Raw genomic sequence first — 26,813 nt, forward strand, 5'->3', positions numbered from 1 at the left:
TAACAAAAAGTGGGGTGACTGATGGGGCTCGAACCCACGACAACCGGAATCACAATCCGGGGCTCTACCAACTGAGCTACAGTCACCGTTGTTAACGCTCACTATTTTAGCTAAATTTACCGCCGTAACCAAGTTTTTTTAGTTTAAAACCCGTGCCGGCGTACCATCACGGGCGCAAGATTGCTAAACTTGCCATCTTTAACTGAAATGTTTAATTAAAGGGTGTGACATGGAAGAGATAAACACGTTTTTCCGGGAAAACAATGAGTTGATCCTGGGCTATATGCTGCAATTGGTTGCCGCTATTGTCATCTTTTATATTGGCCGGATTGTCGCCAGGGGGCTGTCACGCTTGCTGGAACGAGGCCTCTTAGCCCGCTCGGTAGATAAAGCCGTGGTCGCCTTTCTGGTGAGTATCGTTTACGCTATTGTGCTGATTGCTACTGTGCTGATGGCGTTATCGCAAATTGGCGTACAAACCACCTCCTTTATCGCCATTCTGGGTGCGGCAGGTCTGGCTATCGGTCTGGCGCTGCAAGGCTCGCTGGCTAATTTTGCCTCGGGCATTCTCATTATTCTGTTTCGTCCCTTTAAAGCCGGTGACTTTATCGATGCCGGAAGCGTTTCAGGTACCGTAGAAAAAATAGAGATTTTCCAGACCCAGATGAAAACCCCAGATAACAAGCGGGTGATTGTTCCAAATGCCCAGATCACTGGCGGCCCGATTACCAACTATTCTTCCGAACCACTTCGTCGGGTCGACTTAGTGATTGGTATCAGCTACGACTCAGATCTACTGCTGGCAAAAAAATTACTGGAAGAAATTTTACAAAACGATGAGCGGGTACTGGCCGATCCGGCATTCAGTATTAAAGTAGGTGCTTTGGCAGATTCATCAGTTAACTTAAATGTTCGTCCCTGGGTAAAGTCGGCCGACTACTGGGACGTATACTGGGATACCCTGGAAAAAGTGAAACTAACCTTTGATGAAAAGGGTATCGGTATTCCATTCCCACAAATGGACGTACATTTAATTAAAGATCAAGCAGATAGTAAGGAGTAAGCATGAAGTTATTCACTGTGTTGGCGCTGGGCAGCCTGGCAGTCAGCAGCGCCGTCAGCGCGCAGGAAGCGGCAACTGATGAAAACAAGGTATGGCAAACCTCGGCCGAACTGGGCGCCATCACCACCTCAGGTAATACCGTAGGCACCTCGATAACCGGCAAGATTGATGCCCGCCAGGAACTGGAGTCCTGGAGTAATCAGTATATTTTCAGTGCGTTTTTTAAAGAAGATGAGAAAACCGACGCTGAAGGCAATACTATTACCGAACGCTCTGCTGAGCGCTACCTGATTTCAGCTAAAGGCGCTTACAAGCTGGCTACTGAACATGATAATTTATTTGTTATCGGCTCGCACACCAGTGACAAATTCGGTGCTTTCGAAAAATACAATACGCTTGCTGTCGGTTACGGTACCCGGCTTTATAACGCTGAAAGCCAGCATCTGGATGTTGAAATTGGTCCGGGTTATGTTAGTGGCGCCCGGGCAACCGGTGAGTCTGAAAGTGGTTTTATTGTCCGTGGTGCAGCAGCGTACAACTGGCAAATCAGCGAATCGGCTGCCTTTAGTCAGACTCTTAGTGTTGAATATGGTGATGATAACACCCGTACTATTGCTGAAACTGCACTGACTGCCAAGATTAATGGTGCGATGCAGATGAAAGCGGCTTTTCTGGTTCAGAATGACTCTGACGTGCAACCAGATAAAGAAAACACCGACACCCAAACCTCTCTTACTCTGGTCTACTCTTTTTAATTTGAGCGTGCCTTAGCCGTTTTTCTCGACTAAGGCACTCTTATTTAATAAGAATCTTTTAAAAAAATATTTTTAAACTATGCTTAATTTTCTAACTGCCGATTAACGGCATTCCGCTATTTGAACCAGAGATGTAAATAATGAAACAGAACCGCTCCGCCAGAATGCTGCGTTTATACCCAATTATGGGTGTACTGATGTATATTCTGCTTGGTGCTATCTGGATATTATTTAGTGATAACTTACTGCTTCTGCTGGCTGACAGTTCAGAGCAGCTTATTCGATATCAAACCTATAAAGGCCTGTTTTATATTGGCTTAACAGGGTTGCTTGCCTGGCTGCTACTGCGGCAGCACCAGCGTCTGACCGAGTCATTGCAAGCCAGTGAACAAGCTTTCAGTCAAACCTTTGATCATGCCGCTGCTGGTATTGCCCACGCCAACGCCAGTGGTCAGTTATTGCGGGTAAACCGACATTTTGCCCGAATGCTCGGTTACAGCCCCTCTGAAATGCTGAATATGTCTTTCCAGCAAATAACCCATCCGGAAGATTTAGATCATGATCAACAGCAATTTAGCCAACTGCTGCAGCAACTGATCCCCAGCTACACCCTGGAAAAGCGCTATTTTACCAAAGCAGGCAATGTGGTCTGGGTAAAAATGGCTGTTGCCAAAGCGCCAGACACCGGCGATGCCCCACCGTATTTTATCGCTGTAGTTCAGGATATCTCAGCGCAGAAATTGGCAGAGCAACAGCTTTTTGAAAGCGAATTGCGTTTCAGAACCCTACTTGATAACGCGCCGCAAATTTCGGTTCAGGGATATGACCAGTTTGGCATCACCATTTACTGGAATCGTGCCAGCGAACTGATTTATGGTTACAGCAAAGAAGAAGCGCTTGGCCGCAGCTTGCTGGAATTGATTATTCCTCAAGAAGCCCATCCAGAAGTGCGCCGGGCGATAGCCTATATGGCCGAGCATGCCAAGCCAATTCCGGCTGAAGAGCTGACCCTGAAACGCAAAGATGGCTCGCTGATTTCGGTATTCTCTAATCATGCCGTGGTAAAGCTGCCTGATAAACCACCACAGATTTTCTGTATTGATATTGACTTAACCGAACGTAAACGTCAGGCGAAAGAACTGGCTTTTTTAGCCGAGTTTGACCCGTTAACCCAGCTGCCGAACCGTCAGCATTTCAGCAACCGCTTAACCAGCGCCGTTAAGTTGGCAAAACGCAATCAACAGTTTCTGGCTGTCATGATCCTCGACCTCGATCATTTTAAAGATATTAATGACAGTTTTGGCCATCAGATCGGCGACAGCCTGCTGCTACAGGTGACAGAGCGTCTGAATCTGTGTTGCCGGGAAACCGATACCCTGGCCCGGCTGGGGGGCGATGAATTTGTGTTTCTGGTTGAACAGCTGGGTCAGCCGGAAGACGCGGCCAGAGTTGCCGCTAAAATTCTGCAACAACTGCATGCCCCCTTTACTCTGGGGCAGCAAACGGATGTTAACGTGGCCGCTTCAATCGGCATCTGCATATATCCGGAGCATGCTGACAGTGCCGAAGCATTATTGCAGGGTGCTGATGCTGCGTTGTACCGGGCTAAGGCAGATGGCCGCAATACTTACAGCTTTTATGCAGAAAGCCTGACATTACAGGCACGGACTCGTTTGGTGCTGGAGCAGCGGTTACGTAATGCCATCAAACAAAACCACTTAATCTGTTATTACCAGCCGCAATTGGATATTAATACTGGCCGGATTATTGGTGCCGAAGTGTTATTACGCTGGATTGATCCCACTGATGGCATGATAGGTCCGGATACCTTTATCCCACTGGCTGAAGCGAGTGGTCTGATCCATCCGATTGGTCACTTTGTATTGCAGCAAGCCTGCCGCCAGGGCCAGGCCTGGCAGTTAGCCGGCTTAAATAATATTAATCTGGCCATTAACGTGTCGGCGCAGCAATTTAATAAAGGTGACTTACAGCAGCAAATAACCAGCATCTTGCAGGAAACCGGCTTTAACCCTGCCTGCCTGGAACTGGAAGTAACAGAAAATGCCCTGATGGGTGACGAAGATGTTGTGATTAAAACCATGCTGGCCCTGCGTGGACTTGGCATTAAACTGGCGATCGACGACTTTGGTACCGGTTATTCTTCGCTAGCCTACTTAAAGCGTCTGCCGCTGGATGTGCTGAAAATAGACAAACGTTTTATCGAAAACTTACCGTCGGCCGAGGATGATCAAAGTATCGCCAAAGCAATAATAGATCTGGCTCATAACCTGCGTTTTAAGGTATTGGCTGAAGGAGTAGAAACAGCAGAACAACTGGCTTTTTTACGCCAGCAACGTTGTGATTATTACCAGGGCTACTATTTCAGTAAGCCGGTACCGGCAGCTGAATTTGCTGAGCTGTTGTGCAAACAACGTCGTAGCCAACAAAACCCTACTGACTGATCCGTATTTGGCTAAAGCCAAGGCCCTGCTGCTTTTCCAACCTGATCTGCACCGGCACCCGCTGTTTTAACGCTTCGACGTGGCTGATAATACCAATCATCTTGCCACTGGCATTTAACTGGTCCAGCACGGCCAGCGCGCTTTCCAGGGTATCCGCATCCAGGGTACCAAAGCCCTCGTCCAGAAATAACGAATCGATACTGGTTTTACTGCTGACTAAATCTGATAGGGCCAAAGCCAGAGCCAGGCTAACCAGAAAGCTCTCACCACCCGATAAGGTTTTAGTGTCACGGGTCGCGTCGGCCTGCCAGGTATCAAGCACCTGCAGCTCCAGTTCAGCACTTGGGTGGCGCGCCAGCTGATAGCGGTTGTGTAACAACTGCAGCTGACGGTTAGCCAGCACCACCAGCTGTTGCAAAGTCAGGCCCTGGGCAAAGCGCCGGTACTTATCCCCCTCTTTCGAACCAATCAGGCTGTTCAGTCGCTGCCATACCGCAAGTTGCTGTTCAGCTCTGGCGATCTCAGCCAGCAAACTTTGCTGATTGAGGCGCCGCTGCTGATCACTGTTTAACTGATGTTGCAACCGGCCCTGCTGCTCAGTAAATTGCTGTACCTGTTGCTCCAGCTGTTGTAACTGTTGCTGCAATTGCGCTTCTGATTCGCTGCTGAGCTGTTGCCCGGCCAGCTCGTCAAAACGCTGCTGGCGGTCAGTAAGCAGCCGGTTGGCGGCAACCTCGGCTTGTTGCAGTTGCTGTTGTAGTGCAGAAAGTTCACTAAGCTCCGTATCGCTTAGCAATGCCGCCAGAAAGGTAGCTTCATCGCTAAAGTCACTGGCTGCCAGGGCCTGTTGCCACTGCTGCATAGCAGCTTGCTGTTCAGCTTCCGCCTGTTCAACCTGCCGCTGCAACGCTTGCTGCTGTCCTTCCAGCTGCTGTAATTGCTGTAGTAGCTGTTGCAGCCGGTTTTTTAAATCGGCCAGATCACGGTGTTCAGATGTTATTTCCGGCTCGGCTTGCTGCAAAGCTTGCCATTGCTGTTGCCATTGGCTTAACTCACTGGCCCGGGCCACGTGCTGCTCAGTCAGGCTATGTTGCTGCTGAGCCAGTAAGGCCAGCTGATGAGTTATCTCAGTTTGCTGCCGCTCTGTTTGCTGCTGCTCTGTTGTTAATTGCTGCAACTGCTGTTGCTGCTGCTCCAGTTGGCTGAGCTGTTGTTCAGTGGCAGTAAGCTGTTGTTGTAATTGGTCGCAATGCTTGTTCAGTGTCTGAGTAAGATCTGCATCATTTGATGGTTCAACCACACCTTGCAGCAAGGGTTGTAACTGGCTTTGCAGTTCGTTCAACTCGGTCTGCTGCCCCAACACCTGTTGATTTAAGTGCGCTATTGCACTGTTCAGCTCTGCCTGACGGGTGCGGGCCGCTTCGCCCTCAGACTGTACCTTAGTTAACTCTGCCTCTTTTCCGACCAGTTGTTTAACGATGGCAGTGTCATCCAACTGCTGATACTCACTAACAGCAGGATGCTCGGTGCTGCCGCAAAGCGGGCAAGGCTGCTCCGGGCGCAAATGTGCTCGGTGCTCAGATAACTGCATAATCAGTTGCTGTTGTGCCAATAACTGCTTTTTATCGCTAATTTGTTCGCTCAGGCTTTTAAAACGGCTGCGTAACATGGTCAACTGCTCTGCCAGCGGAGCCAGTTGCAGTTGCTTGTTGCTAAGTTGCTGTTGCAGTTCAGCCAGTTGCTGCTGCCACTTTTGCTGCTGTGCCAGCAACCGCTGGGCCTGTTGTAGTTGATATAAATGTTCACGCTGCTGCTGTTGTTGCTGACGCAAAGTCGTCTCATCACCGCCCTGCACCAGCTGGGCCAGTTGCTGCTGGATGGCTACATGCGCTGCAGTTTGCTGCTGCAGCGTCGCCGCCAGCCGGCTTTGCTGTTGCTGCAGTTGCTGTTGCTGCTGACTGAGTTTGTGCTGTTGCTGCTCTGCCCGCTGCTGTTCTGCCAGCAAGCATTGCCGGCCCTGCCATAACAGCGTGGCTTGCTCAGTGAAACCTGATGCTAAATTTTGCTGTAACTGTTGCTGGTTAGCCCGCAAATCTTGCCGGCGCCGCTTCGCCTGCTGCAATGCCTGATACAGCGGCGCCAGCTTACTTGCCGGCTGGTGGCTTTTCAGACGGGCCAGCTTTGGTTGTTGGCGGGTAAACTCCGTGTTAAGTTCTGCTGCTTCCTGCCGGCTTTGTGCCAGAGCCTGCTCTGCAGCAGTAATCTGCTGCCGCCATTGCAGTAGTTGCCGCTGCTTGTTAACTGCATGCTGCTGCTTGCTTAGCTGCACTTTTACCGTCGCCAGTTCAGCAGTTAACGCCTGCTGCTGCTCAGCAGAAAGCAATTCTGTGGCAGACGCCTTGGCCTGCAGCAGCTCCAACGCGTTTTTGTGCTCACGGGCATCGCTAAATACCTGCATCGATATCCGGCCATAAATATCGGTACCGGTCAGCTCTTCCAGTAATTCTGCGCGTTCGTTAGCATCAGCATTTAAAAAAGCGGCAAAGCTGCCCTGGGCCAGCAACATTGACTTGGTAAAGCGACCAAAATCAAGTCCGGTAAGTTCGGTTATCAGTTTCAGTTTTTCATTGGTTTTTTCAGCGAGGATGGTGCCATCCAGCCGGGCCAATTCGACTTTCGCGGCCTGCAAGTTACCCTCAGCCTGACCGCGGGCCCGCCGTTGACTCCAGAAGGCGCGATAACCCTGCCCCGCAACTTCAAACTCAACCTCAGCTAAGCACTCACTGCTATGCCGGCTCATTAACTCGTTACTGGTTGGCGAGGTTTTTAAACGGGGCGTCTGATGGTACAACGCCAGACAAATGGCATCGAGAATAGTGGTTTTACCGGCGCCGGTCGGGCCGACAATGGCAAATAAACTGGCGCTGTCAAACGGTGGCAGCCGGAAATCTATAGTCCATTCACCGCGTAACGAGTTCAGGTTTTGCAGCCGTACCGCCAGAATTTTCATCTGTGCTCTCCCTGAGTCGCCGGGCTGCCTGGCGGGTCAGCGTCCAGTACCTTGGCCAATACTTGCTGGTGCAGTTTGGTCAGTTGTTGGGCCTGCTCCACTGTTAACACTTCATCAGCCAGCCGCGCCTGCCAGACATCAGCGGGTGCCAGTTCGGCCAGGCTGGTTTGCGTCAGCTGCTGCAAGCTGGCACCAGTTTGGCTGCGGTCGCGGCGCAGTCGCAGTAATTCCACCGGCAAGTCACTAAGCAGTTGCTCTACCCGGGGTTGTAAGTCGGTCAGATAGCCATCGCTACTGTTGATCACCACCTCCAGCCACAAACTTTGGTTCTTTGCCAACTTGGCTAACTGTGGTTTTAGCAAGGCCGGCAAGCTGGTTAAATCGGTTTTAATACTGACCAGTGGCTGAAAGCACGGAATAGGCAGGCTGCTAACGGTTTTTTGCTGCTCAGCAAACTCAATAAGCCAGGCTTGCTTTTGCTGGCTGGCTTCATCAAAGCTTAAGGCGATAGGCGAGCCGCTGTAACGGATATCGGTGCTGCTATTTAGCTGCTGCGCCTGATGAATATGGCCCAGCGCTATATAGTCTGCCGCTGGAAAGCGGCTCGCCGAAAAGGCTTCTAAGGTACCGATATAAATATCGCGTACTGATTCCGACTGGCTGACGCCGACCGTCGTTAAATGGCCGGTCATCACTATCGGTAACTGCAACTGATGTTGCTGGTTATACTGCTGAGCCAGCGCAAATAATTGCTGATAATGGTCGGCGATGGCCTGTTGTAAATCCTGCTGTTTCTGCTGGCCTGTTTGCCCAGCCTGGCTTTGCAGTAAATCACGCGGGCGTAGAAAAGGCACTGCCGCCAGCAGGCAAGCAGCCTTACCGCTACGATCAGGCAAGATGAGCAGCTGCTGCTCTAGCTCAGCTGCAGTTGCAGGAATCACCTGGGTATGTAACTGTGCCAGCAATTGCTTACTCTCGGCCAACACGGCGGGCGAGTCGTGGTTGCCGCCTAACACTATCAGCTGACAGCCACTGGGTTGTAGCTCGACAATAAACTGGTTATACAACTCGCGGGCATAACTGGGCGGGGTAACGGTATCAAACACGTCACCGGCGACAATAATAGCATCGATAAGATGCTCGTTGACCTGCGTAATCAGCCAACGCAAAAAAGCTGCATGCTCAGCCGCCCGGCTTTTACCAATAAAATGCTGGCCCAGATGCCAGTCGGAGGTATGAAGAATTCGCAATGTCTGAAATTATTAGTGAATTGAGCTCAAAATCATACCTGATAGTACAGCTGACAGCAAAAAGCACATCGCACTATAGGTGTCACTTAATGATATTGAAGCAACCGCATAAAAAGTTAGCAGTGATACTATAGAAAGGGCCATCTCTGAGCATAACAGAGATGGCCCGGACCAGATATAATAAGTTTTTGGTTAGTCGTCGTCGCGCTCGACTTCAACTTCTTCAGCAATTATCTGGTTATTTTCATTATAGAAGCCTTCAACTTCTGCTTGATCACCCACTATCACTGCGGCTAAGAATGCATCTATCGATAACTCAACGTCATCTATTTCAAGCTCTGTATTGGCGTCAAATAATACCGCAGTACCGTCCACTTGAATACCATTCTCCAGCACTGCAGTTATCAGGCCTTTAAACTCAACCTTACCGATGTCGTCTTCATCATCATCGCGTTCAATTTTCATTTCACGCGCCACAAGGACATCACCACTGCGCACTGCTTCAACCTCAATTAACGTATCGGTATTTATCCGCGAAAAAAACTCTTGCTGCGTTATACCTCTGTCGTTGTCATCAAATTCAGTGTCAGCATCAACGGTAATGGTGTTCCCAAATATCAGCAGAAAGTCACTACCTACCTCACTTGGCTTGCCCTTGAGTTCGATTTCATTCTTGTCATCGTTATCGCGTTCCACTTTAAGTGCCACCAGAACTGCGTCGTCGTTGGTAAAACCCAACACCTTAACAAAGTCATTAATAGTCAACGCAGACAGATCAAATACGCGCACTTTACTGTCAGACTCATCTTCAAACTGAGTTTGTGCAGTAACCAAAAAGGTCTCGCCGGACACGGTCAGTGTGCTGGCAGTTAAATCAACAGACGACACTTCCCCACTAAGTTTGGTAATTGCGTCCCGAATAAACACAATGTCTTCGGCTTCCCAGCGACCATCCTCGTATTCTGCTTTGATTTTAATCCGCACACCATCGGCCAAATCTTGCGCAGAACCAAACCGAAAGTCGGTGTCATCATCCAGGAAAATAGTACGCTCTGCTAACTCAAAAGACTCATCCGTCAGATAATGACTGATTGCACCTTCCAGCTTCAGAACATCACCGTCATTGGCGTCAACTGCATCACCTTGCAGCTCTATTTCTCTTGCCAGTAAAATATTACTGATGACATCATAGCTTCCGCCTTCACCTTCAACTTTTACCATTAAATCGTTTGCCAGCGCCGTGCTGCCAAAATCATCTAATTCAGCGCCGGCATAGTTTACGGTAAGCTCACCGAGCATAAAGGTCTGCGCCGCTGCATTTAGCTCAGAGACAATGCCCCGCACTTTCAAGTCTTTATCCATCTCTTCCAGTTCTATGCGGGTGGCATAAAAGCTGCCATTAGCGACGCGATACCCGCTTACTTCGACAACATCACCAACGCGCAAGTCAGTTAAACTAACATCGTCAAATTCAGTTAAATCATCATAACTGATCCATTGACCCAACACTCTGAGTTGTTGATTAGCCAGATCGATACGATTAACTACGCCTTCAACTTCAGCGTTGTAACGAATAACATTTGCTCTGCCAGTCTGGCCATCATCATCCAGAGTGCCGACAATATTAACAACCATGCCCACTGCCAGATCACTCTCTGTAGCTGCCGGGCTGTCATCAGTGCTAATGGCACTGCCATTGGTCTCGTACTTTACACCGTTAACGATTACACTGCCAAAACCGGTAATTACCCCAGTTGTTGTGACATTGGTACTGACCGGTGGCGCAGGCGTTACTGCTATGGGGGGCGTTGACTCACTGCTGTCGGAGCCCCCGCAGGCTGCCAGTAAAGAGGCAACGCTTAAGCTAAGTAGAGAACGTTTAATACTCATATAATGCTCCTGTCTTACTTTTAGTTCATATGCTTAATGTTCCAGATGCTAGAATACATCAGTAAAAATAACCAAACATCGACCGAGCCAGGCTTGACCTGTGATGATGCAATTGATAATTGAGTAGTGTAGCGAAGAGAGATGAACTTCAGCTTAACGGGTTTACGCGTAGACTTCCAATTCCGACTCATCGCTGCCTGATAATTTAAGATTATCTGCGCCGTTTTTTGAATACGTGTACTAACATTATTATAGCAAACAATGAGAAGAACGCTGGCCGCTGTTGCGAGCCGTCGGTAATGCTCGGCTCCAACCACTTAATATAACAACCAAACTACCGCTGTTTAAAAGCAAGAAAGCCCTTAAAGTAAGGGCTTTCTTGACATTTTTACACTATAGACCTGAGGTAAGCCTAGAACGGAAGTGCCGGAACTTCTGTGTAAAGATTCAGTGTGTGTGTGACATGCTTGGCTGTGAAATCTAATTAAATTGAGCACCATACAATCATACCGCCTGTCATTAGACAAAAATCGCATTAACATCACTCCAGCAGAAAAAGTGTCAAGATACTGATTAAAAGCAGCTGAAAACTTTACACTTTAACAGTACGCCTAAATTTATCCTTTGGATTCAGTTAAATATACTAATGCAATTGCGTGAGTTGGGCAAAGAAATGAATTTCTTTTCATCTCGTGAACCCTTTAAAATTATCTCCTGACTGCCTAACCCAGCAAATGAGTGGCGCTACACACAATGAGTTTCATCGAACCACGCGTCATCGCTACATATAAATGCTGTGCACTCATCCCATCAGTATGCAATACCACCGCAACTTCAGCCTCCAATCCCTTGAGTAGTAATGTGCTGCCAACTGCGCGATTTGGTAACGGCCGGCCTAGTAAACGATTGTCTTCCCTCACTCGTAATACAGCTTCAGCAAGTGGTATGTTGCCAGCCTCGGCAATTCGCAAAGCTTTGAGTACACCGTAAAGAATGGCTGGGCGATGAACCCGAACACCAGCCGTTTCGAGTAACGACGAGAGTAATAAAATTGCAGCCTTAACCGATGGAATGCGCTGGAATGACAAAGCATTACTCTCCACGATAGAGGGTGGGTTCTTCGCGGTTCCACGACTCAATGAGTCTAAACGCCGAGTTAATTCCGAGACACCGACATTAGTCATAACGCTTTGAGCGAACATCAGTAACTGCCCTAAAGCATTTGGTGATAAGGCATCAAAACTGTTTCCGAACGAAATCATATCTTGAAGGTCGACAGCTTCAACTGTAGAAGCACCAGGCGTTTGGCTGGCAAAGTTCTGCTGAATTGCACGGTTACGACTATCAGCAATAATAAGCACACGCCCGTCAGCAATTGGCGATGCCGTTCGGGCAGCAGCCAACCGAAGAGAGTGCTCGTCCGATGATGTAGTCTTAATCCACGTGACATGTTCAGGAGGCCCAGTTAGTAAATCAATTGACTCACTTGCCATCAAGCGTCGTCGACACTCCAGAAGCCATTGCCCAAACGATTCAGCGCCGGCATTTCGCCAGCGCCAAGGTGTGGTAAGTTCAGTAACGACAGGGAAATGCGCACAAACTTGTAAATTCCAATCCACCAATGTATTGCCACGAAAACCGAAAATTGCCTGCATTGGGTCGCCCAGTACGCAGGTTGGCAGAATAAGAGAAAGAAAGTAGACAATATTATGCTGAGGCACCGAGCAATCTTGATACTCATCGACAATGAGCTGTGCATAAGAAGCTTTTACAACTCCATTCACATGGCCAGTCTGTAGTAGTGCCCATGCTGCATCTCTAATTGACGGGTAATCGCGAGCAGGTATGGAGAGTCTGAGAATATCTGGGTCATGAGCACTGCGAGCTGGGAAATTGGCAATCAACCGCATTGCCCAACCGTCAATCGTGTAGAGTCTATAGGCGCCGGTAGGCACTCTCGCACGCTCAAGCCGCCCACGTAGAGCTGCCACACCTGCATTTGTGTGGGTGAGAACTAGAATAGGTTTATTGCCGCGGTGATTTGCCAAAGCTTTAGCAATCAACTGAGTTTTGCCACATCCAGCGGGGGCGGCAATCGCTCCACGTGTAACGGTAAGTAAGTTTACTTCACTGCTTTCCATTGGCCGCCCATGTGAAGACTTGATTCACCATCCATGAAAAATTTGGGTCACACTTGTTGAGGTCCTTCGCAACAATCGTCCGCGCGACATGTTCCATCCAAGAAATTGACTTAAACCAGCCAGCCCTTCGGATTCGAGCCGCCTTTCCTAAATAACCTCTAGATGCTGCGGAAAGCGCTTTTGAACTCTGAACCTCATCCCAGACTGATTGTACTGTAATTGAGTTATTGGACGCCGTGCGCAAATGCTCGTGAATTACATCGCCATGAAGCTCGTCAGCGTAAACGATAAGTTGCTGGCACGCTTCTGGAGAGAGGCTTCCAAACAATTCGTCTTCCAATGCACGACCTTCTCGATACTTAACAACAGTCCCTCCTTTTTGTAGGAAGGCTTGTTCTATAGCATGTGTAGGTTTAACGTCATCATCACGGAAAACCATAACTCTGTATCCTAGAGACTGAAAAACGGCCGCACGAGCATAGGGACGATCGGCCTCACCACCCCCGCTATCTATCAATGCAACGCTTTGCGCTGCCATAGAAACCGCACCTTGCTCCAGCCGATTCAAATCCAGTCCACGTAAGAGGCCAATTTCACTGGCGCCCTCACAGATGATCACTGAAGATGCCAAAAATGCTTCAGGAAAAAGTCTAATTGTACTTTGAGTATCGTTATCAACTCCTACTGTTCGTATTTCATGTCCGTTAGGACCACGACGAAGCACAAAGAGCTGTTTACCCGAAAGTTCTCTAAGTGCAACGGGAGAGTGGGTTGTCAGAAATGCTTGAAGTGGCGCATCTTCTTTTGCCCCGAGAGAACTGAGGAAACGATTGATGCGATGCGGCTCCAGTCCATACTCCAGCTCGTCAGATAGCACTATCGACGCACAATTAGCTGCTTTACGCTGCAAACCGGCAACAAGTAATCGTGTGGACCCGATACCCAGACTGCGAAGCGGAACTCCGCTTTCGCTGTGAAGAGAAATAGTTCCTCCGCTAAATGACACTGAATGAGAATCGAGCAGAGCTCTTGCTTTGGCACCAATGCCAACCCCCAGCTCCTGAGCCGTTGTGAAAACCACCCCTAGAGCTTCAGCCAATTGTTTCTCTGCTTGGTCTCCAAAAGTACTACGGGCATCCCGAGCCGCTTTCACCAGAGCTAAAGATGCATCCGCTCGCTCTTCCGAAATTCGATTCAAAACCGAACCGCGTTGCCACGCCAGATTATAATCCGCAAGTGCACCGATCCGGGTCGGAGCTAGCGCCACACGATCCTTCCAGGTAAGGGACTTTACAATTTCTTGTTTGGCAGCGCGCTCTGAAAGTAAACTCCATGACGGTTCCAGGTCACTGCCAATAGTGAGATTTAGGCAAATGACAACTTCTGAATCAACCGACGGTTCCGCTTCAATATTCCCGGTAGCTAAGTTATACCCATGTAAAAATAAACCGTAACTCTCTAGTGACATCAGGTTATCTTCCAACCCTCCCAGAGTCAGAGTTATGCTGATTGGGCTGGTAATATCCAAACCGAAAAAGTCAGCATCTGATATTTGGATGTTGCGGCGAGCCCCTAAACATAGGTCTATAGCATCGAGCACTGTGGATTTGCCGCTATCACCTGTTCCGATAAGGCAATTAATTCCTGGTGATGGAAACCAAACAAGCTGTTTAATACCTCTGAAGTTAGCGATCTCAATTTTTCTTATTCTTGCCATAATTACCCCTCGACACGCTCTAGACAGTTGCAACTTCAATAATCACGCAAACAAGTACTGCTTCATGTACTGTTGAGATTTATTTGTTGTTATTTTCATTCTTTTGATCGATTAAGATTGCACTCTCAAACCACTTTGGTAGTGAGGCTGAGGGCGAATTCACAATTCGCTCTGGCAAATCTAACCAAAACTCAATCATTGCTTCAGAGAATTCATCAATATGTTCATCACTAACTCTTAAATTTGTGTGATCAAGATGTGTTACATCAGAGAGTTGTCCACCAAAGCTGTCAAAGGGGTTGTGCAAATATTCAGGATAGTGCTGCTGAAGCTCGGCAAGAGATGTTCCATCACCGTGTTTAAAAACATTCACCACTAAGCGACAAGTATTTAGTTTCTGGAAGTAACTTTTGTCACGGATCTCCCACCCGAGAGCAGAAAATAGTTCAAATAGCTTCCCAACGTCGACAGTCCATATTTTTGCCAAAACAATTTCACCTCGATACCAATGGCTAATTTCGTCATAAACCCACTTACGAAATTGCTTGTCCCACTCATGATAAATGCCAGCGACTACGCTGAGACGAGTTCTCTCATGCATGTCGACAAGTAATTGGTAAAATTCAATTCCAACATCATTGGCACGCTCGTAGAAATCCGCAGGATCGTGTCTTTCAGGGTCAAAATTACACGACTGAGCTTCTAACCAATCCTCAGCAGCTTGATCAGCATCCTTATTAATATTATCGAACTGAGAGAGCAATCGTCTGTGGGCTTGTTCAACATAAAATTTGTGACTGCGTATTATGGATTGCCGAAATGGTCCCCACATTTCAAACAAAGTTCGATTAGTCATATCACAGTACACCTGATTATGTTTATGGGCGCAGGTGCGCCGAAAATTAACGACGCTTTTTAGTTAAATCGTATTCCAACGATTCATCTGAAATAATGTTAGTTACTTTTCCATTTAATATTTGTTGATATTCAAAATCGCGCCCGGCTTTAGTGCCTAATCGTCTTTCCCACCACCTAATATCACTTAGCATTCTTGCTGCTTTTTCCCTCAACATCCTGGCATTACTTGATTCAGCTTTCAGAGAGCATTGAGGCGGATCGATACCTTGCAGCTGACAGTACAGTAAAGCAGAAGCGAGCCCCTCTTTTTTAATTAAATCAGAACAATGGTTTGCGTGTAGTGCTGCATGAGCTTGCTCCTGCTCAATTAGATATTCTAGTTCAGACATTTTCGACACCTTCTTTATGTTTTCTGAATAGGAGTTACATGTCTCGCCAATCAGCAGGAACCAGTGCTGGTGGCTTCGTCCATGGTTCTTCAACCAGAGAATCTTGGAACCATTGCTCACGCAGATTCGCATGCTCAGTAATGATTAGTTGGAAGCCTGGAACGTCCTCCTGCGTAAATTTAAGTAACAATTCGAACAACCGACGCACCGCATTTAGATCGGCATCCCTCTCTGTGTTCAGTACTGAACCGTCGGCATCTTTGTATACCTGTTCAGACGGAAAGTAGACTTGAGTTGGTTGGTCGATCAGCATAAAGCGTGGAATTGGGCAATTGTTCTGCGCAGCAAATACATGCATGGCCAGCAAAGCCGACAAATGGTAGGCAAGATGGTTTTCACCGCCCCCAGTTCTGCTCATTGGCACTGGGCGCTCAGGCCGATCAAAGATAATCGTTAACTGAGATAGGTTAAATCTTGCCGGATAAGGAGCAAACTCAGCGTTGAATTTCTTAATGTACTGCGAGACTTGAGTTGAGATGCTGTTAAGGATCGAGTCGAGGCGTTCATTACTGTCGTCAGCGCCAATCTCCTCCTCGAGCTGTTTGACTTTATTGTTGAGGCGGCGGTTTTCGGCTTCTAGTTTTGCTATATCCTCATTTGGCAACAGTGTCTCTAAAAACAGACTGATACGGCCGACAACTCGCGCCGCAGCATTGTTCCGACTACCCATCTGGGCTATAACTTCGTTGGCGGCAATAGCCGCGCATAGCTCTGATTCTTTCAGCTGGATAAGGCTGACTATCTCGTCTACCTTAACTCTTAACTCCGTCAAATAGGCCTCGAGTTTGGGACGTTGGCCAATTGCAACTTGCAATTCTTTGTCGAGGGATTCCAGCTCAGCGAGCAGAACTACTGCGATTGGGGACTCAAGCGCTAAGTTTTGTTCACTGAAAGGCCATTGCCAATCCCCACTGTCAGAGTTCCTTGGTAGTGCCTTGATCGAGGTAAGTCGGTTTATTTGTTCAGCGGCTTCATTCTCATAACCACCTGCTCTTTTGGCAAATATCTGAGCGGCGTCGGTTCGCGCCTGAATATTTCTGCGATCTTGACGCAACTGAACAAGTTCCTCCTCCAAAATTGAAATACGACTGCTATCATCGCCCGGCACTATTTCGGGTATCCAGTTAAGAGCAGACCTGAATGCCTCGATAATGTCATCAATATTAGAACTCACGAAGGAGCTCCTGATAATCCCTACTGCCTTAGCTTCCGAGTATAGGCTCAGTACTTGCTCATGCGACGAATCGACTAAGTCGTTGGCTTTCTCCAACTTTTTGTTACTTATTCTCAGGTCACGTTGGGCTATCCGTAACCTAGATTCCAACTCATAACGATTGCTCGAAGACACGCCTAGCAATATCGGCAGAGTGTCTCGGATTGTCTGTGGCTGATATTGCTCGCTCTGCCGGTAGAAAAGTTGATCTTTATTCGCAACAAGCCCTTGCTTTTGAAACAGGTAATAGAGGGTGTGTTTAATGTTCGCCTCGAAACTATTACGGCTGTGTTCAACCGCAACCTGAGTTCGGTTCTCGGGAATGCCCAGTAGCCTAGATAACAGTTCGACGACACCATCGTCATCAGTATTTACCATCAACTCATCGAATGCAGGCACCTGCAATTTAATACCCCGTCGAATCATTGCTGTACTGCAACTTGCACCTCCACTGTATGGTGTTGGCTTAGCAATTAGCACCTGTTCTCTATCGAACTGATAGATCACACTAAACCAGGCCACCTTGTCTCGGATAATGCCTTCCGGAACGTTAAACGATGAGCGCCCCATGCAATACTCTATGATCTCAGAAAGCGCTGATTTACCTGTGGAAGAGCGACCAGTTATAACATTAAGTCCATCTACCTTAAAATTAAGGTCACGACGTTGGCCATCATGGCTGTATACATGGATAGAGCGAATCTTCATGGTCGAATTCCAAAAGTTGTATAAACAGTTGCTCGGTCAGCGATACGTGCGAATTCTTTTCCGATGATGCGTGCCACTTTCTGACAAGCGACACTCTCAGCAGTCCCGTCGACGGTCTTACGCACCATCTTGGGTACCGTTTTAATACGGCCGTCTTCTGTGACAATGATGCACTTCTTTTCCATCAACAGCCCAAACGCTTCGAAAGCAAAGGGCATCATTTGTGTCACTCGATCGGCTAAACCAACCATCATTTGTTGGTTTCTCTCCACAGTCTTGAGCAGATAGCTCCGAGGATTGCTGCCAAAAACCTCCCTTGAGTCCTTGTGCAGACAAAGCGGGAGTATCAGCAGTGTTAGGGAGAAAGGCATACCTCGGGTATCCTCTTCCTCGTAGCCGTGCAGCGCGCGGAACAAAACCAATCCACAGAATGCAGGGTTGAAAAGGTTGCGAATCTCAATCGGGCGCTGATCCCATCTCTTCATGACTCAACTCCTAGCACCGTGCTCAGACGGTCAAGGAATTTTGGATGCCAGTAGACTCTTGGGCTCGGCGAACCATCAGCTAATATATGGAAACTACCTCGAAGTACATATGGCTCTGTCACCCGGGCACGGATACGCAGGGATTCAATGTTACCGGCCTCGAATTCAGCCCATGCATAGAGATTCGAACCCGCTTCACGCAGAGCTTCTTCAGGGCTATCGTTTTCTAGCTTTTCATATGCAAAATCCTTGAAACGTTCCCATTCATCAACTAAGCGATCCTCGTACTCTGCAACTTCACCCAATGCCAACAAGTTCTCTCTAGCCCAAGCCGATCGTTGTGAGAACGCTCGGTAGTAGTCCAAAATCGCATTCTTAATCCGCTTTGGAGTGATTCCTATTTCGCGTAATTGCGCGACAAACAGACGGGGGTCAGTATCAGTATTGATTTCTTCTGAAGGAGCCGTTCCTCGGAAGGTAATTGGTAAATTATCAGTCTTATATTCCTCTGCGATGTTTGAAAGCTTATCCGACAACTCATAACCGAAGATTCCTTCCGGATTGGCACCAGTCAATTGATGGATCACTGCATCGGTCCACCATCCTTCCAGTCGCTCGAAAACAAACGGTCGATGCTCCCTGCGGATGCTCCTCATGTGTTTGTCTTTTATAAGTGCAGGTATGTCACTGATGCGTGGGCTACTATCAAGGATCAGGATACGTTCGAGGAAGTCCTGTTTTTCGAGACTGTTAAGCTCATTGAAAGCCTCTGCAATCGGCGTGATTAATTTTGATGCAGAAGTGACAAGCGCTGCATCCGCCAGCTCAGTCAGCGTCCTGATATCATCTGTGGTAACCGCCTGATGGGGAAGAAATCGAGTGAGAAACGAGTCAGATGACACTAAGCCCGTAGTGAATAAAAAGAATCGTAGATTCGATTTAGCACACCCATCCCGTTTGTACCGAGCCAACCAAATATTGACTGACTTCCAGAAGTCAGTTGAGAGGTCAGTTAGTCTATCGTTGATCGCTTTATGTTTTAATGATGCTAACGACTTACCACCTTTATCATCGATGAAGTCGAGGTCGTCATCCTTCTCCAGATGTACCGCAGTATCCTCTGGATATTGAAGCAATTGTAATAGCGCGAGACGTATTTGATAAATGTACCCTAAGCCTTGTTCGCCAGCTGAAAATTTATCAGTGTTTTTTCCTGTCATCAGTTCAATCCCGCTGCGAGGTGAATGACGAAGAATAATAGCCGTTACCGGAACTTACTCTCCGATAACAACATTTTAGGCTTTCAGCAGATAATATATCTGAATTACGACAATAGACTGGAACTCCGTATTCGCCCATTTCTTATCCCTATTATTAGCTTGGCAATTCCATTTAACTCGCATCCGCACACGGTCTGTCTGACCATTAAATGCATGCTGGAGATGATTGAATAAAATCAACTATTTCATTACATTTGTCTAGTTCTTATTTTGGGTATGTTGCTAGCAAGCTGTATGCTAACCCTGTTCACACATTGCAATTGACTGAATACTTGTCAGAGTGAGGATAAAAGTAAGATTTAATAATCACTTACATATTTTGTAAACGGTGGAGCGACCAATTAAAAGCTCACGTGATATTTCAATCGCAGATTTGCCTTCCGCCCTCATCTGTAGAACCTTCATTGAGTCAATTTTTGGCTTCCTGCCAAACTTAACCCCTTTTGCTTTAGCTTCCTGACGGCCTTCATTAGTGCGCTCCAAAATACGATGGCGTTCAGCTTGAGCAACGGCTGACAGTATTGTAACAACCATTTTCCCCATCTCACCTTCGGTACTAATCCCGTCATCCAAGAAACGGATCGCGACTCCATTTTTATCAAACTCTTTAACCAGTTGAATCATGTCTGATGTGTCCCGGCCCAGTCGGTCTAGCTTCTTGACCAGAACCACATCACCTTTTTCCACTTTAATCATTAACGTCTTCAGTCCATCCCGCTCGAGATGACTGCCAGAGGCTTTGTCCACGAAGACTCGATGTGGCTCTACACCATTTTCCAACAAGGTATTCACCTGGTTGTCGAGGGATTGTTGGCTGGTTGATACGCGAGCATAACCGAAAAGGCGCATAATCTGTCTCCTAAATCGATATGTAGACAATATGTCTCGTATATAGGCTTTTAACGATTTAATAGACAGTTTAGAAGGAGGGATTCTGGGTGTCCACTAACTTATAAATGAATAGACACTAATCGAGAACGGTGTAATTCAAAAAGTCCATTCTACTCGCTTTTATAGCGAAAATACCTTGGGTAGCAAGAATGTACAACTTGTTCAAATGTCTCTACAGGCAGCTATTGCATCCAGGTTGTCAAATTGCCAGTTAAGGTAAAATCTGATAGAAGATTTAGATCTTTTTTAGTTGTTTTCTTAGGGAATTTAAGCCCTAATTTGGACACAACAAAAATTCACGGCCACCATAAGGACAAGAAAATGGAATTCATTATAGGTGCAATTGTTATTTATTTTCTCTATAAACTCGGGGCTGGAAAACCAACATCAAAGTCTTCCGTTCGCACCAACACCAGAAAACCAGTCAAAACATATAGCAACAATAACTATTCAACTAATGCTCGTTCGTCAGTCAATTCTGAGTCTGACAGTGCACGAGATGATGAATTCGCAACATTCACGGTCTACTCAAGTTATGGAAGAGAAGCGGAGAAATCATCTAACACACAAAAAGGTCGTTGGGTTGCAGATGATGAACATCTAACCATTAGTGGAAGACAAATGCCGAGAGGTCTGTTTTATTTCGGTGGGGTGTTGAACTCCCTCTCGGGCTATGGTGTTGAGCCTTCACTCGTCGATGAGAAGCGCCAGGCATTAACTAAATCATTCAAATCCGGCTCAGATTTATACACTGATGAGTCACTCGGTTACTGGCCAAGTTATGCAACCCTTTCAAAAGGTTGCAGAGGGGCCTACCTTGATTTTTTAGCGTCGGACCGTTCTGACCCAACGACACCTGTTGGCTATGTATTCATATACTTTTATGGGTTCGAAAGACGCATTATTGAGAACAAAACAAATAACACGGTCTCAGATCATGAGTTCCTCGGCATATTTGACGAGGTTTTACGCCTTAATAGCGTGTTCAATGCTAACCGTTCTTTCAGGGGATATTCGGCAAACTTTCTGGAGTTGATGACTCTATTAAGGCCGGCTTTACTTGAGCATAGGGCAAAAGATATTCCAGAGACGAACAATGGATTGTCATTCAAAGTTAAGCTGGCAACCGCCATTGCTAATAGCCAACCTGTTAACGCTGATCTGGCACTAGACTGGCTGAAAAACACACTCGAATACTCTCTGAAAACGCCTGCTAGAAGGTGCGAAGACGAGTTCAGGAGACTATTTAAAATAAGGTTTAGAGACAAATTTGGTGACGGAATACTGGTAAAACCCAACAAAACTAAACTCACGCTGTCCTACCATGCTGCAAGCAACGGCATACATAGTGTTGACTTGAATTTAGAAGATTTACCCGATCCCAGCGTACTTAAAGCGCCCCTGAACAAACTCATACCAATCGCTGAGCAATGCACTGAAGAGTTAAATAGCTATAGCCGATACTTAGGCAAAGCCGATACTTCCAAGCATGATATCGCTGCATTAATGCTGTTGCCCAAAGAGCTGGCGAACGAGTCTGGCTCTCCCGTAATTGGTTCTTTCAAGCAATGGGCTGAGCAAATTATTGCTGATCAAAAAGGGCTGACAACTGTTAAAGAATTTTGGTCTCACACTGGTATGCCGTTACCAAAAAACCTCAACAAAAAGGAGATTGATCTGCTTACTAATCTCGCTGCGAAGGCGGATATAGGTATTGCACCAGACCAACGTTTTCACCTGACCAAATTCAAATCTGACGGAAATATCGTATTGTTTTCACTGGGCCATGGAGCGTTCTTTGAGTCTACTCCTGCGTTCCATGAGGTAATGCTTGCCTTAAGACTCGGCGCAATGGTGGCTGCTATTGATGGTGTTATAGCACTTGACGAAGAGCGAGCACTACGAAGAATTATCGAGCATGATGATAAGTTGTCACCAACTGAAAAGAATTCATTATCTGCTTATCTGACGTGGCGCTTAAATAGCCCTGCTAACACAGCGGGATTGAGCGCTAGAATAGAGCAATTAAACGAGACTCAGATTCAGTTCCTAAAGAAATTTATCATATCAATTGCCCTTGCAGACGGTAAGGTAGATGCTCACGAAATAAAACAAATTGAAAAGCTTTACACATCCTTGGGGTTGGATAAATCACTCGTAGCGAGCGATATTCATCACCTGACCACGACCCAAAATGGCCCGCTATCACCGCAGCAAGATATAAGCAAAACCAAAGATGTGTTTCAGTTGGATGAAGACATTTTGGCAATGCATGAGAGTGATACCAGTGACGCAAAATTAATGTTAGAAAGTATTTTTGCAGTGGATGATGAGCCTGAATCAGAGCAAATAATTGCTTCATCCTCTCAGCAAGATAGCCTTGATATGTCTCATAAAGCGTTGTTTGATGAATTGATAACTAAAACGATTTGGCCGCGTAAAGAAGTGCACGAGCTATGTAGCAAATTTAATTTAATGGTTGATGGTGCAATCGAAACTATCAACAATTGGGCGTATGAAAAAGTTGATGCACCGGTGTTAGATGACGATGGTGACATCTATGTTGATCTCGAAATTGTTGAAGAGTTAAAAGGATAAATGATGATTGCTAAGAAAATTAGAGCAAAAGAAAGAGACGCAATTATCCAGTCACTGAAATCAGGTGTGACACCCAAAGTCGGGATCCAACATATTCAGGTGGGCCGGGTTAATGAACTCAAAGCCATGATCCAAGATATTGAACGGATATCCGATGGAGGTTCTGCCTTCAGGCTTATCATTGGGGAATATGGATCTGGTAAAACTTTTTTCTTGAGCGTTGTCAGAGCTATTGCGCTGGAAAGAAAGCTGGTTACCGTAAACGCAGACCTATCACCTGACAGGCGGATCCACGCCTCGGCCGGCCAGGCAAGAAACCTTTATTCAGAGCTGATGCGTAATATGTCTACGCGTAATAAGCCTGACGGTAATGCTCTTACAAGTGTCGTCGAGAAGTTTATTACTGAAGCCCGGATGGAAGCCGATAGCACAGGTAAGAGCATCAATACCGTCATTCATGAAAAGTTAGCGTCTTTATCAGAGCTTGTAGGTGGCTATGATTTTGCCAAGGTTATCGAGGCCTATTGGACCGGTCATGAAGCGGATAACGAGACCCTTAAATCAAATGCAATTAAATGGCTTCGCGCCGAATACTCCACTAAAACCGATGCTCGCAACGACCTCGGTGTAAGAACCATCATCTCTGATGCATCATTTTATGACTCGCTCAAGTTGATGAGTTTGTTTGTTCTACAAGCCGGCTATCAGGGATTATTAGTAAACCTTGACGAGATGGTAAACCTGTACAAACTTAACAACACCACAGCAAGAACATCGAACTACGAACAGATTTTACGTATCCTGAATGACTGTCTTCAAGGAACTGCGGAGCATTTAGGTTTCTTGCTTGGTGGTACTCCCGAATTCCTTCTTGATCCCAGGAAAGGCCTCTATAGCTATGAGGCTTTACAGTCCAGGCTTGCTGGCAACACCTTTGCTAAACAAGCCGGTGTTATCGATTACTCTTCCCCTGCATTACATCTGGCGAGTTTAACACCAGAAGAGCTCTATATCCTGCTGAAGAACTTGCGTCACGTTTACGCTGAAGGTGATGAAAGTAAGTATCTTGTTCCTGATGAATCGTTAAAGGCGTTTCTGAAACACTGTAGCCAAACTATCGGTGATGCATATTTCAGAACGCCCAGAAACACAATTAAGGCATTTTTAGATATGATTGCGGTCATCGATCAGAATCCGAGCATAGCTTGGAATAGCCTCGTCGCGTCTGTATCTATTGAAGAAGAAAAACCTTCTGATGTTGAGCTCGATATCGAAGACACTGAGGATGATCTGGCTGACTTTAAGCTATGAGGGATGACCATGAGAGGCTTGATGTCAGAGTTCAACGTTGGATTTTTCAGCAAGGCTGGTCCGGCCTCAGAGAAATTCAAAGCCTTGCTATTGAGCCTATTTTATCTGCAAAAACGGATGTCTTAATCAGTGCATCAACTGCTGCGGGGAAGACCGAGGCGTTTTTTCTCCCTGCAATAAGTGCTATTGCAGAACAACAGGAAGGGGTTGGTATTCTATATATCAGCCCACTCAAAGCCCTAATAAACGACCAAGACCGGCGTTTGGAAAGCTTATCAGACTTACTTGATATGCCGGTAACACCTTGGCATGGAGATAGTCCACAAAGCAAAAAAAATAGGCTGAAAACCTCTCCTGCTGGTATTGTTTTAATCACCCCTGAGTCACTTGAGTCGCTACTCATTCGTGATGCCGGCTGGGTTAAATCGGCTTTTTCTCATCTAAAATACGTTGTCATTGACGAGTTCCATGCCTTTTTAGGCTCGGAGCGTGGGCACCATTTGCTCTCATTGCTCCACAGGCTTGAACATCTTTTAGGAAGATTAAAGTCCCCCATTCCAAGGGTGGCGTTAAGCGCTACGCTTGGTGAAATAGAGAAAGTCCCTTTGGCTCTGCGCCCAAACCAATCGTTACCGTGCAAAATTATTAGAGACTCAAATTCTGTCTCGACACTTAAAGTCCAGGTCAAAGGCTACATTAATCCTACGCAGGTAGATGTAGAAGATCCCACCAATGCTGAATACAAAATTTGCCAGGATCTCTTAAAATTTTGCCGCGGTGGAAACCACCTTGTCTTTGCCAACAGCCGCAATAGAACGGAAAGCATAGCGGCGACGTTAAGCGACATGTGTGACCAACAATATGTACCGAATGAATTTTTCCCTCACCATGGTTCGCTCTCCAAAGAACTTAGAGAAAGCCTCGAAAAGCGTCTTCAGCAAGAACAATATCCAACAACCGCGGTATGCACCATGACCTTGGAACTCGGTATTGATATAGGGAAAGTGCATTCCGTTATCCAAGTTACTGCCCCTCACTCTGTTTCGAGTCTTCGCCAAAGAATGGGGCGCTCAGGACGCCGAGGTGGCGCCTCAATTCTCAGGATGTTGATTGCTGAAGACGAGCTGACTAAAGATTCAAACCCTATTGATAAGTTGCGTTTAGAGTTAATACAGTCTCTTGCAATGATAAGGCTGCTTATCAGCAGTAAGTGGTATGAGCCGGCCGATACATCGCTCTATCACTTTTCGACACTACTACATCAAATCCTCGCGGTAATTGCACAGTGGGGAGGCGTTAGAGCGGATCAGTTGTACAACCTGCTCTGCAAAGAAGGGCCTTTCCAAAACGTTTCTCCCGCAGACTACAAGGCTGTTCTGCTGCATATGGGAAGCTCAGAATTGATTACTCAGCTTGGTAGTGGAGAGTTAGTGTTAGGCGTGTTAGGTGAACGAATTACTGGGCATTACACATTCTATGCCGTGTTCAAAACCCCAGAAGAATTCAGGATTGTCAGTGGTACCAAAACGCTGGGTACGTTGCCTATCGACTCATTGGTACTCGTTGGCCAGCACATCATTTTTGGCGGAAAAAGGTGGATAGTCAAAGATATCGACAGCGACAAAAAGACTATTTATGTTGAACATGCAAAAGGAGGAAAGCCTCCAAAGTTCGGCGGTAGTGGTATGTCGGTACATGACGTTGTACGCCAGGAGATGTTTAAAATTCTGAGTGATGGCGATTACCGAATAGCTGTTGCTGACCAGCAAATAGACTTTGCTGATGCTAACGCTAGAGGGCTGTTTAGGGAGAGCGTGGCATTTTTTAACGAGGCTGGGCTGCGGCAGAGTTCATTGCTTCAACACGGTAATGACGTATACATCTTTACATGGCGTGGTGACAAAGTCGTCAACACGATAGCAGCACTGCTTATTATTAATGGATACGAAGCTGGTGTATACGCGGGAGTTATCGAAGTCAGCAAAACGTCTTTAAGCGATGTCGAGGATTCGTTACGGTCCCTATCAATCAAAGAGCTCCCCAGCTCAACAGAGCTTGCACACACTGTATTTGAGAAGAAAATAGATAAGTTTGACGAGTTCTTGCCTGAAGAAATTATCTCTCTCGGATATGGTGCGAAGGCGTTTGATATAGTTTGTGCAAAAAACTGGATTAACTGCAACTTTATAAAATGAAAAAGTGAAATTACACGTTAATAGTGCTGTTCAAAGAGAACACAAGCTGCTGCTTAATATCTTCTCTTTATATGCGGCGTCAGGCTATATTGGGCTGTCTGTAAATGAGGTTGAAGGCTGCACAAACCTTATTAACTCTATTAATATCGCACTTAAATAAGATTATAGGGTTTGTAATAACACCCAAGCGGCCAGATACCTGACGGCTTGGGTGTTGCCCCACCCCATACCCTAATTTCATGAAGGCGTTTCGGATAATCAGTCACCCTTTCTCCTAGCTTTAATTGTAAGCGTCTGGTCGTTACAGGTTGATGTTTAATGCCGATTAATGCACTGGTTATTTGAGGTGCTCTCAGCGCACTATTTTTTTTCAGCAGTGAAACCGTAGAATGCTATTTTGGGGCGCTACTTTATATTACCGTTGTAACGGTAGCATAATTGCAGAATGCCATTTTTTAGCCCTGCTATATATTACCGTTATAACGGTAGCATATTTTTCGCTACACCTTACGTGAGTCCGTGTCCGACGACCTATGT

At 46.6% G+C, this 26,813-nt stretch carries 17 protein-coding genes and 1 tRNA gene; 6 read left to right on the plus strand and 12 right to left on the minus strand.

All coding sequences use genetic code 11. From position 1 onward, the window contains the following. Nucleotides 1-10: 10 nt before the first annotated feature. Nucleotides 11-86 (minus strand) — tRNA-His (locus tag H141_RS0116810). Nucleotides 87-229: 143 nt separating this feature from the next. Here H141_RS0116810 and H141_RS0116815 point away from each other — a divergent pair. The 3 genes from H141_RS0116815 (at nt 230) to H141_RS0116825 (ending at nt 4,280) form a co-directional block, all read left to right on the plus strand. Beyond that, on the plus strand, nt 230-1,063 hold the full coding sequence (locus H141_RS0116815) for a mechanosensitive ion channel domain-containing protein (protein ID WP_019677453.1): 834 nt from the start codon (nt 230-232) through the stop codon (nt 1,061-1,063). Between the two features lie 2 nt (nt 1,064-1,065). Further along, on the plus strand, nt 1,066-1,818 hold the full coding sequence (locus tag H141_RS0116820; protein WP_019677454.1) for a DUF481 domain-containing protein: 753 nt from the start codon (nt 1,066-1,068) through the stop codon (nt 1,816-1,818). Nucleotides 1,819-1,958: 140 nt separating this feature from the next. Then, nucleotides 1,959-4,280: a sensor domain-containing protein gene (locus H141_RS0116825; RefSeq protein ID WP_019677455.1), complete on the plus strand. Its 2,322-nt coding sequence runs from the start codon at nt 1,959-1,961 to the stop codon at nt 4,278-4,280. Here the strand turns inward: H141_RS0116825 and sbcC are convergent. From sbcC to H141_RS0116880, 11 genes are all read right to left on the minus strand, one after another. Next, the gene (gene sbcC / locus H141_RS0116830; RefSeq protein WP_019677456.1) at nt 4,270-7,290 is read right to left on the minus strand and encodes an exonuclease subunit SbcC; all 3,021 of its coding nucleotides are present in this window, start codon (nt 7,288-7,290) and stop codon (nt 4,270-4,272) included. The two genes, H141_RS0116825 and sbcC, sit on opposite strands and share 11 nt — an antisense overlap. Next, the gene (sbcD, locus tag H141_RS0116835; protein WP_019677457.1) at nt 7,287-8,540 is read right to left on the minus strand and encodes an exonuclease subunit SbcD; all 1,254 of its coding nucleotides are present in this window, start codon (nt 8,538-8,540) and stop codon (nt 7,287-7,289) included. The genes sbcC and sbcD overlap by 4 nt, the downstream gene beginning before the upstream one ends. Before the next feature lie 192 nt (nt 8,541-8,732). Beyond that, a complete protein-coding gene (locus tag H141_RS0116840) occupies nt 8,733-10,430 on the minus strand; it encodes a DUF5666 domain-containing protein (RefSeq protein ID WP_019677458.1) in 1,698 nt (565 codons plus the stop codon). Nucleotides 10,431-11,152: 722 nt separating this feature from the next. Next, on the minus strand, nt 11,153-12,571 hold the full coding sequence (locus tag H141_RS0116845) for a UvrD-helicase domain-containing protein (protein WP_019677459.1): 1,419 nt from the start codon (nt 12,569-12,571) through the stop codon (nt 11,153-11,155). Then, complete coding sequence (locus H141_RS0116850) at nt 12,558-14,288, minus strand: ATP-dependent nuclease (protein WP_019677460.1); 1,731 nt, start codon at nt 14,286-14,288, stop codon at nt 12,558-12,560. Before H141_RS0116850 ends, H141_RS0116845 begins: the two co-directional genes overlap by 14 nt. Before the next feature lie 79 nt (nt 14,289-14,367). Continuing rightward, nucleotides 14,368-15,144: a hypothetical protein gene (locus tag H141_RS0116855; RefSeq protein ID WP_019677461.1), complete on the minus strand. Its 777-nt coding sequence runs from the start codon at nt 15,142-15,144 to the stop codon at nt 14,368-14,370. Nucleotides 15,145-15,190: 46 nt separating this feature from the next. Beyond that, nucleotides 15,191-15,535 carry a hypothetical protein gene (locus H141_RS0116860; protein WP_019677462.1) on the minus strand — a complete coding sequence of 115 codons (345 nt, stop codon included), beginning with the start codon at nt 15,533-15,535 and terminating at the stop codon, nt 15,191-15,193. 34 nt (nt 15,536-15,569) lie between these two features. After that, nucleotides 15,570-17,516 carry a DUF3732 domain-containing protein gene (locus tag H141_RS0116865; RefSeq protein ID WP_019677463.1) on the minus strand — a complete coding sequence of 649 codons (1,947 nt, stop codon included), beginning with the start codon at nt 17,514-17,516 and terminating at the stop codon, nt 15,570-15,572. After that, complete coding sequence (locus tag H141_RS0116870; protein WP_019677464.1) at nt 17,513-18,001, minus strand: three component ABC system middle component; 489 nt, start codon at nt 17,999-18,001, stop codon at nt 17,513-17,515. Before H141_RS0116870 ends, H141_RS0116865 begins: the two co-directional genes overlap by 4 nt. Continuing rightward, nucleotides 17,998-19,221, minus strand: coding sequence for an ABC-three component system protein (locus tag H141_RS0116875; RefSeq protein ID WP_019677465.1), 1,224 nt, complete (start codon nt 19,219-19,221; stop codon nt 17,998-18,000). The genes H141_RS0116870 and H141_RS0116875 overlap by 4 nt, the downstream gene beginning before the upstream one ends. A gap of 366 nt (nt 19,222-19,587) precedes the next feature. Then, nucleotides 19,588-20,130, minus strand: coding sequence for a recombinase family protein (locus tag H141_RS0116880; protein ID WP_019677466.1), 543 nt, complete (start codon nt 20,128-20,130; stop codon nt 19,588-19,590). A 363-nt stretch (nt 20,131-20,493) separates the two neighbouring features. Between H141_RS0116880 and H141_RS0116885 the strand changes: the two genes are divergently transcribed. The 3 genes from H141_RS0116885 to H141_RS0116895 are packed head-to-tail and all read left to right on the plus strand — an operon-like array spanning nt 20,494 to nt 26,276. Further along, nucleotides 20,494-22,770: a tellurite resistance TerB family protein gene (locus H141_RS0116885; RefSeq protein WP_019677467.1), complete on the plus strand. Its 2,277-nt coding sequence runs from the start codon at nt 20,494-20,496 to the stop codon at nt 22,768-22,770. Beyond that, entirely contained in the window at nt 22,771-24,081 is a 1,311-nt protein-coding gene (locus tag H141_RS0116890; protein WP_019677468.1) for an ATP-binding protein, read from the plus strand. After that, on the plus strand, nt 24,078-26,276 hold the full coding sequence (locus H141_RS0116895; protein WP_019677469.1) for a DEAD/DEAH box helicase: 2,199 nt from the start codon (nt 24,078-24,080) through the stop codon (nt 26,274-26,276). The genes H141_RS0116890 and H141_RS0116895 overlap by 4 nt, the downstream gene beginning before the upstream one ends. Nucleotides 26,277-26,813 lie beyond the last annotated feature (537 nt).

It is taken from the genome of Arsukibacterium perlucidum DSM 18276 (assembly GCF_000382165.1).
GTDB classification, from domain to species: domain Bacteria; phylum Pseudomonadota; class Gammaproteobacteria; order Enterobacterales; family Alteromonadaceae; genus Alishewanella; species Alishewanella perlucidum.

Coding starts and splice junctions, on each gene's coding strand:
- H141_RS0116815 (WP_019677453.1), top strand. CDS start 230: ATGGAAGAGATAAACACGTTTTTCCGGGAAAACAATGAGTTGATCCTG.
- H141_RS0116820 (WP_019677454.1), top strand. CDS start 1,066: ATGAAGTTATTCACTGTGTTGGCGCTGGGCAGCCTGGCAGTCAGCAGC.
- H141_RS0116825 (WP_019677455.1), top strand. CDS start 1,959: ATGAAACAGAACCGCTCCGCCAGAATGCTGCGTTTATACCCAATTATG.
- sbcC (WP_019677456.1), bottom strand. CDS start 7,290: ATGAAAATTCTGGCGGTACGGCTGCAAAACCTGAACTCGTTACGCGGT.
- H141_RS0116840 (WP_019677458.1), bottom strand. CDS start 10,430: ATGAGTATTAAACGTTCTCTACTTAGCTTAAGCGTTGCCTCTTTACTG.
- H141_RS0116845 (WP_019677459.1), bottom strand. CDS start 12,571: ATGGAAAGCAGTGAAGTAAACTTACTTACCGTTACACGTGGAGCGATT.
- H141_RS0116850 (WP_019677460.1), bottom strand. CDS start 14,288: ATGGCAAGAATAAGAAAAATTGAGATCGCTAACTTCAGAGGTATTAAA.
- H141_RS0116855 (WP_019677461.1), bottom strand. CDS start 15,144: ATGACTAATCGAACTTTGTTTGAAATGTGGGGACCATTTCGGCAATCC.
- H141_RS0116860 (WP_019677462.1), bottom strand. CDS start 15,535: ATGTCTGAACTAGAATATCTAATTGAGCAGGAGCAAGCTCATGCAGCA.
- H141_RS0116865 (WP_019677463.1), bottom strand. CDS start 17,516: ATGAAGATTCGCTCTATCCATGTATACAGCCATGATGGCCAACGTCGT.
- H141_RS0116870 (WP_019677464.1), bottom strand. CDS start 18,001: ATGAAGAGATGGGATCAGCGCCCGATTGAGATTCGCAACCTTTTCAAC.
- H141_RS0116875 (WP_019677465.1), bottom strand. CDS start 19,221: ATGACAGGAAAAAACACTGATAAATTTTCAGCTGGCGAACAAGGCTTA.
- H141_RS0116880 (WP_019677466.1), bottom strand. CDS start 20,130: ATGCGCCTTTTCGGTTATGCTCGCGTATCAACCAGCCAACAATCCCTC.
- H141_RS0116885 (WP_019677467.1), top strand. CDS start 20,494: ATGGAATTCATTATAGGTGCAATTGTTATTTATTTTCTCTATAAACTC.
- H141_RS0116890 (WP_019677468.1), top strand. CDS start 22,771: ATGATGATTGCTAAGAAAATTAGAGCAAAAGAAAGAGACGCAATTATC.
- H141_RS0116895 (WP_019677469.1), top strand. CDS start 24,078: ATGAGGGATGACCATGAGAGGCTTGATGTCAGAGTTCAACGTTGGATT.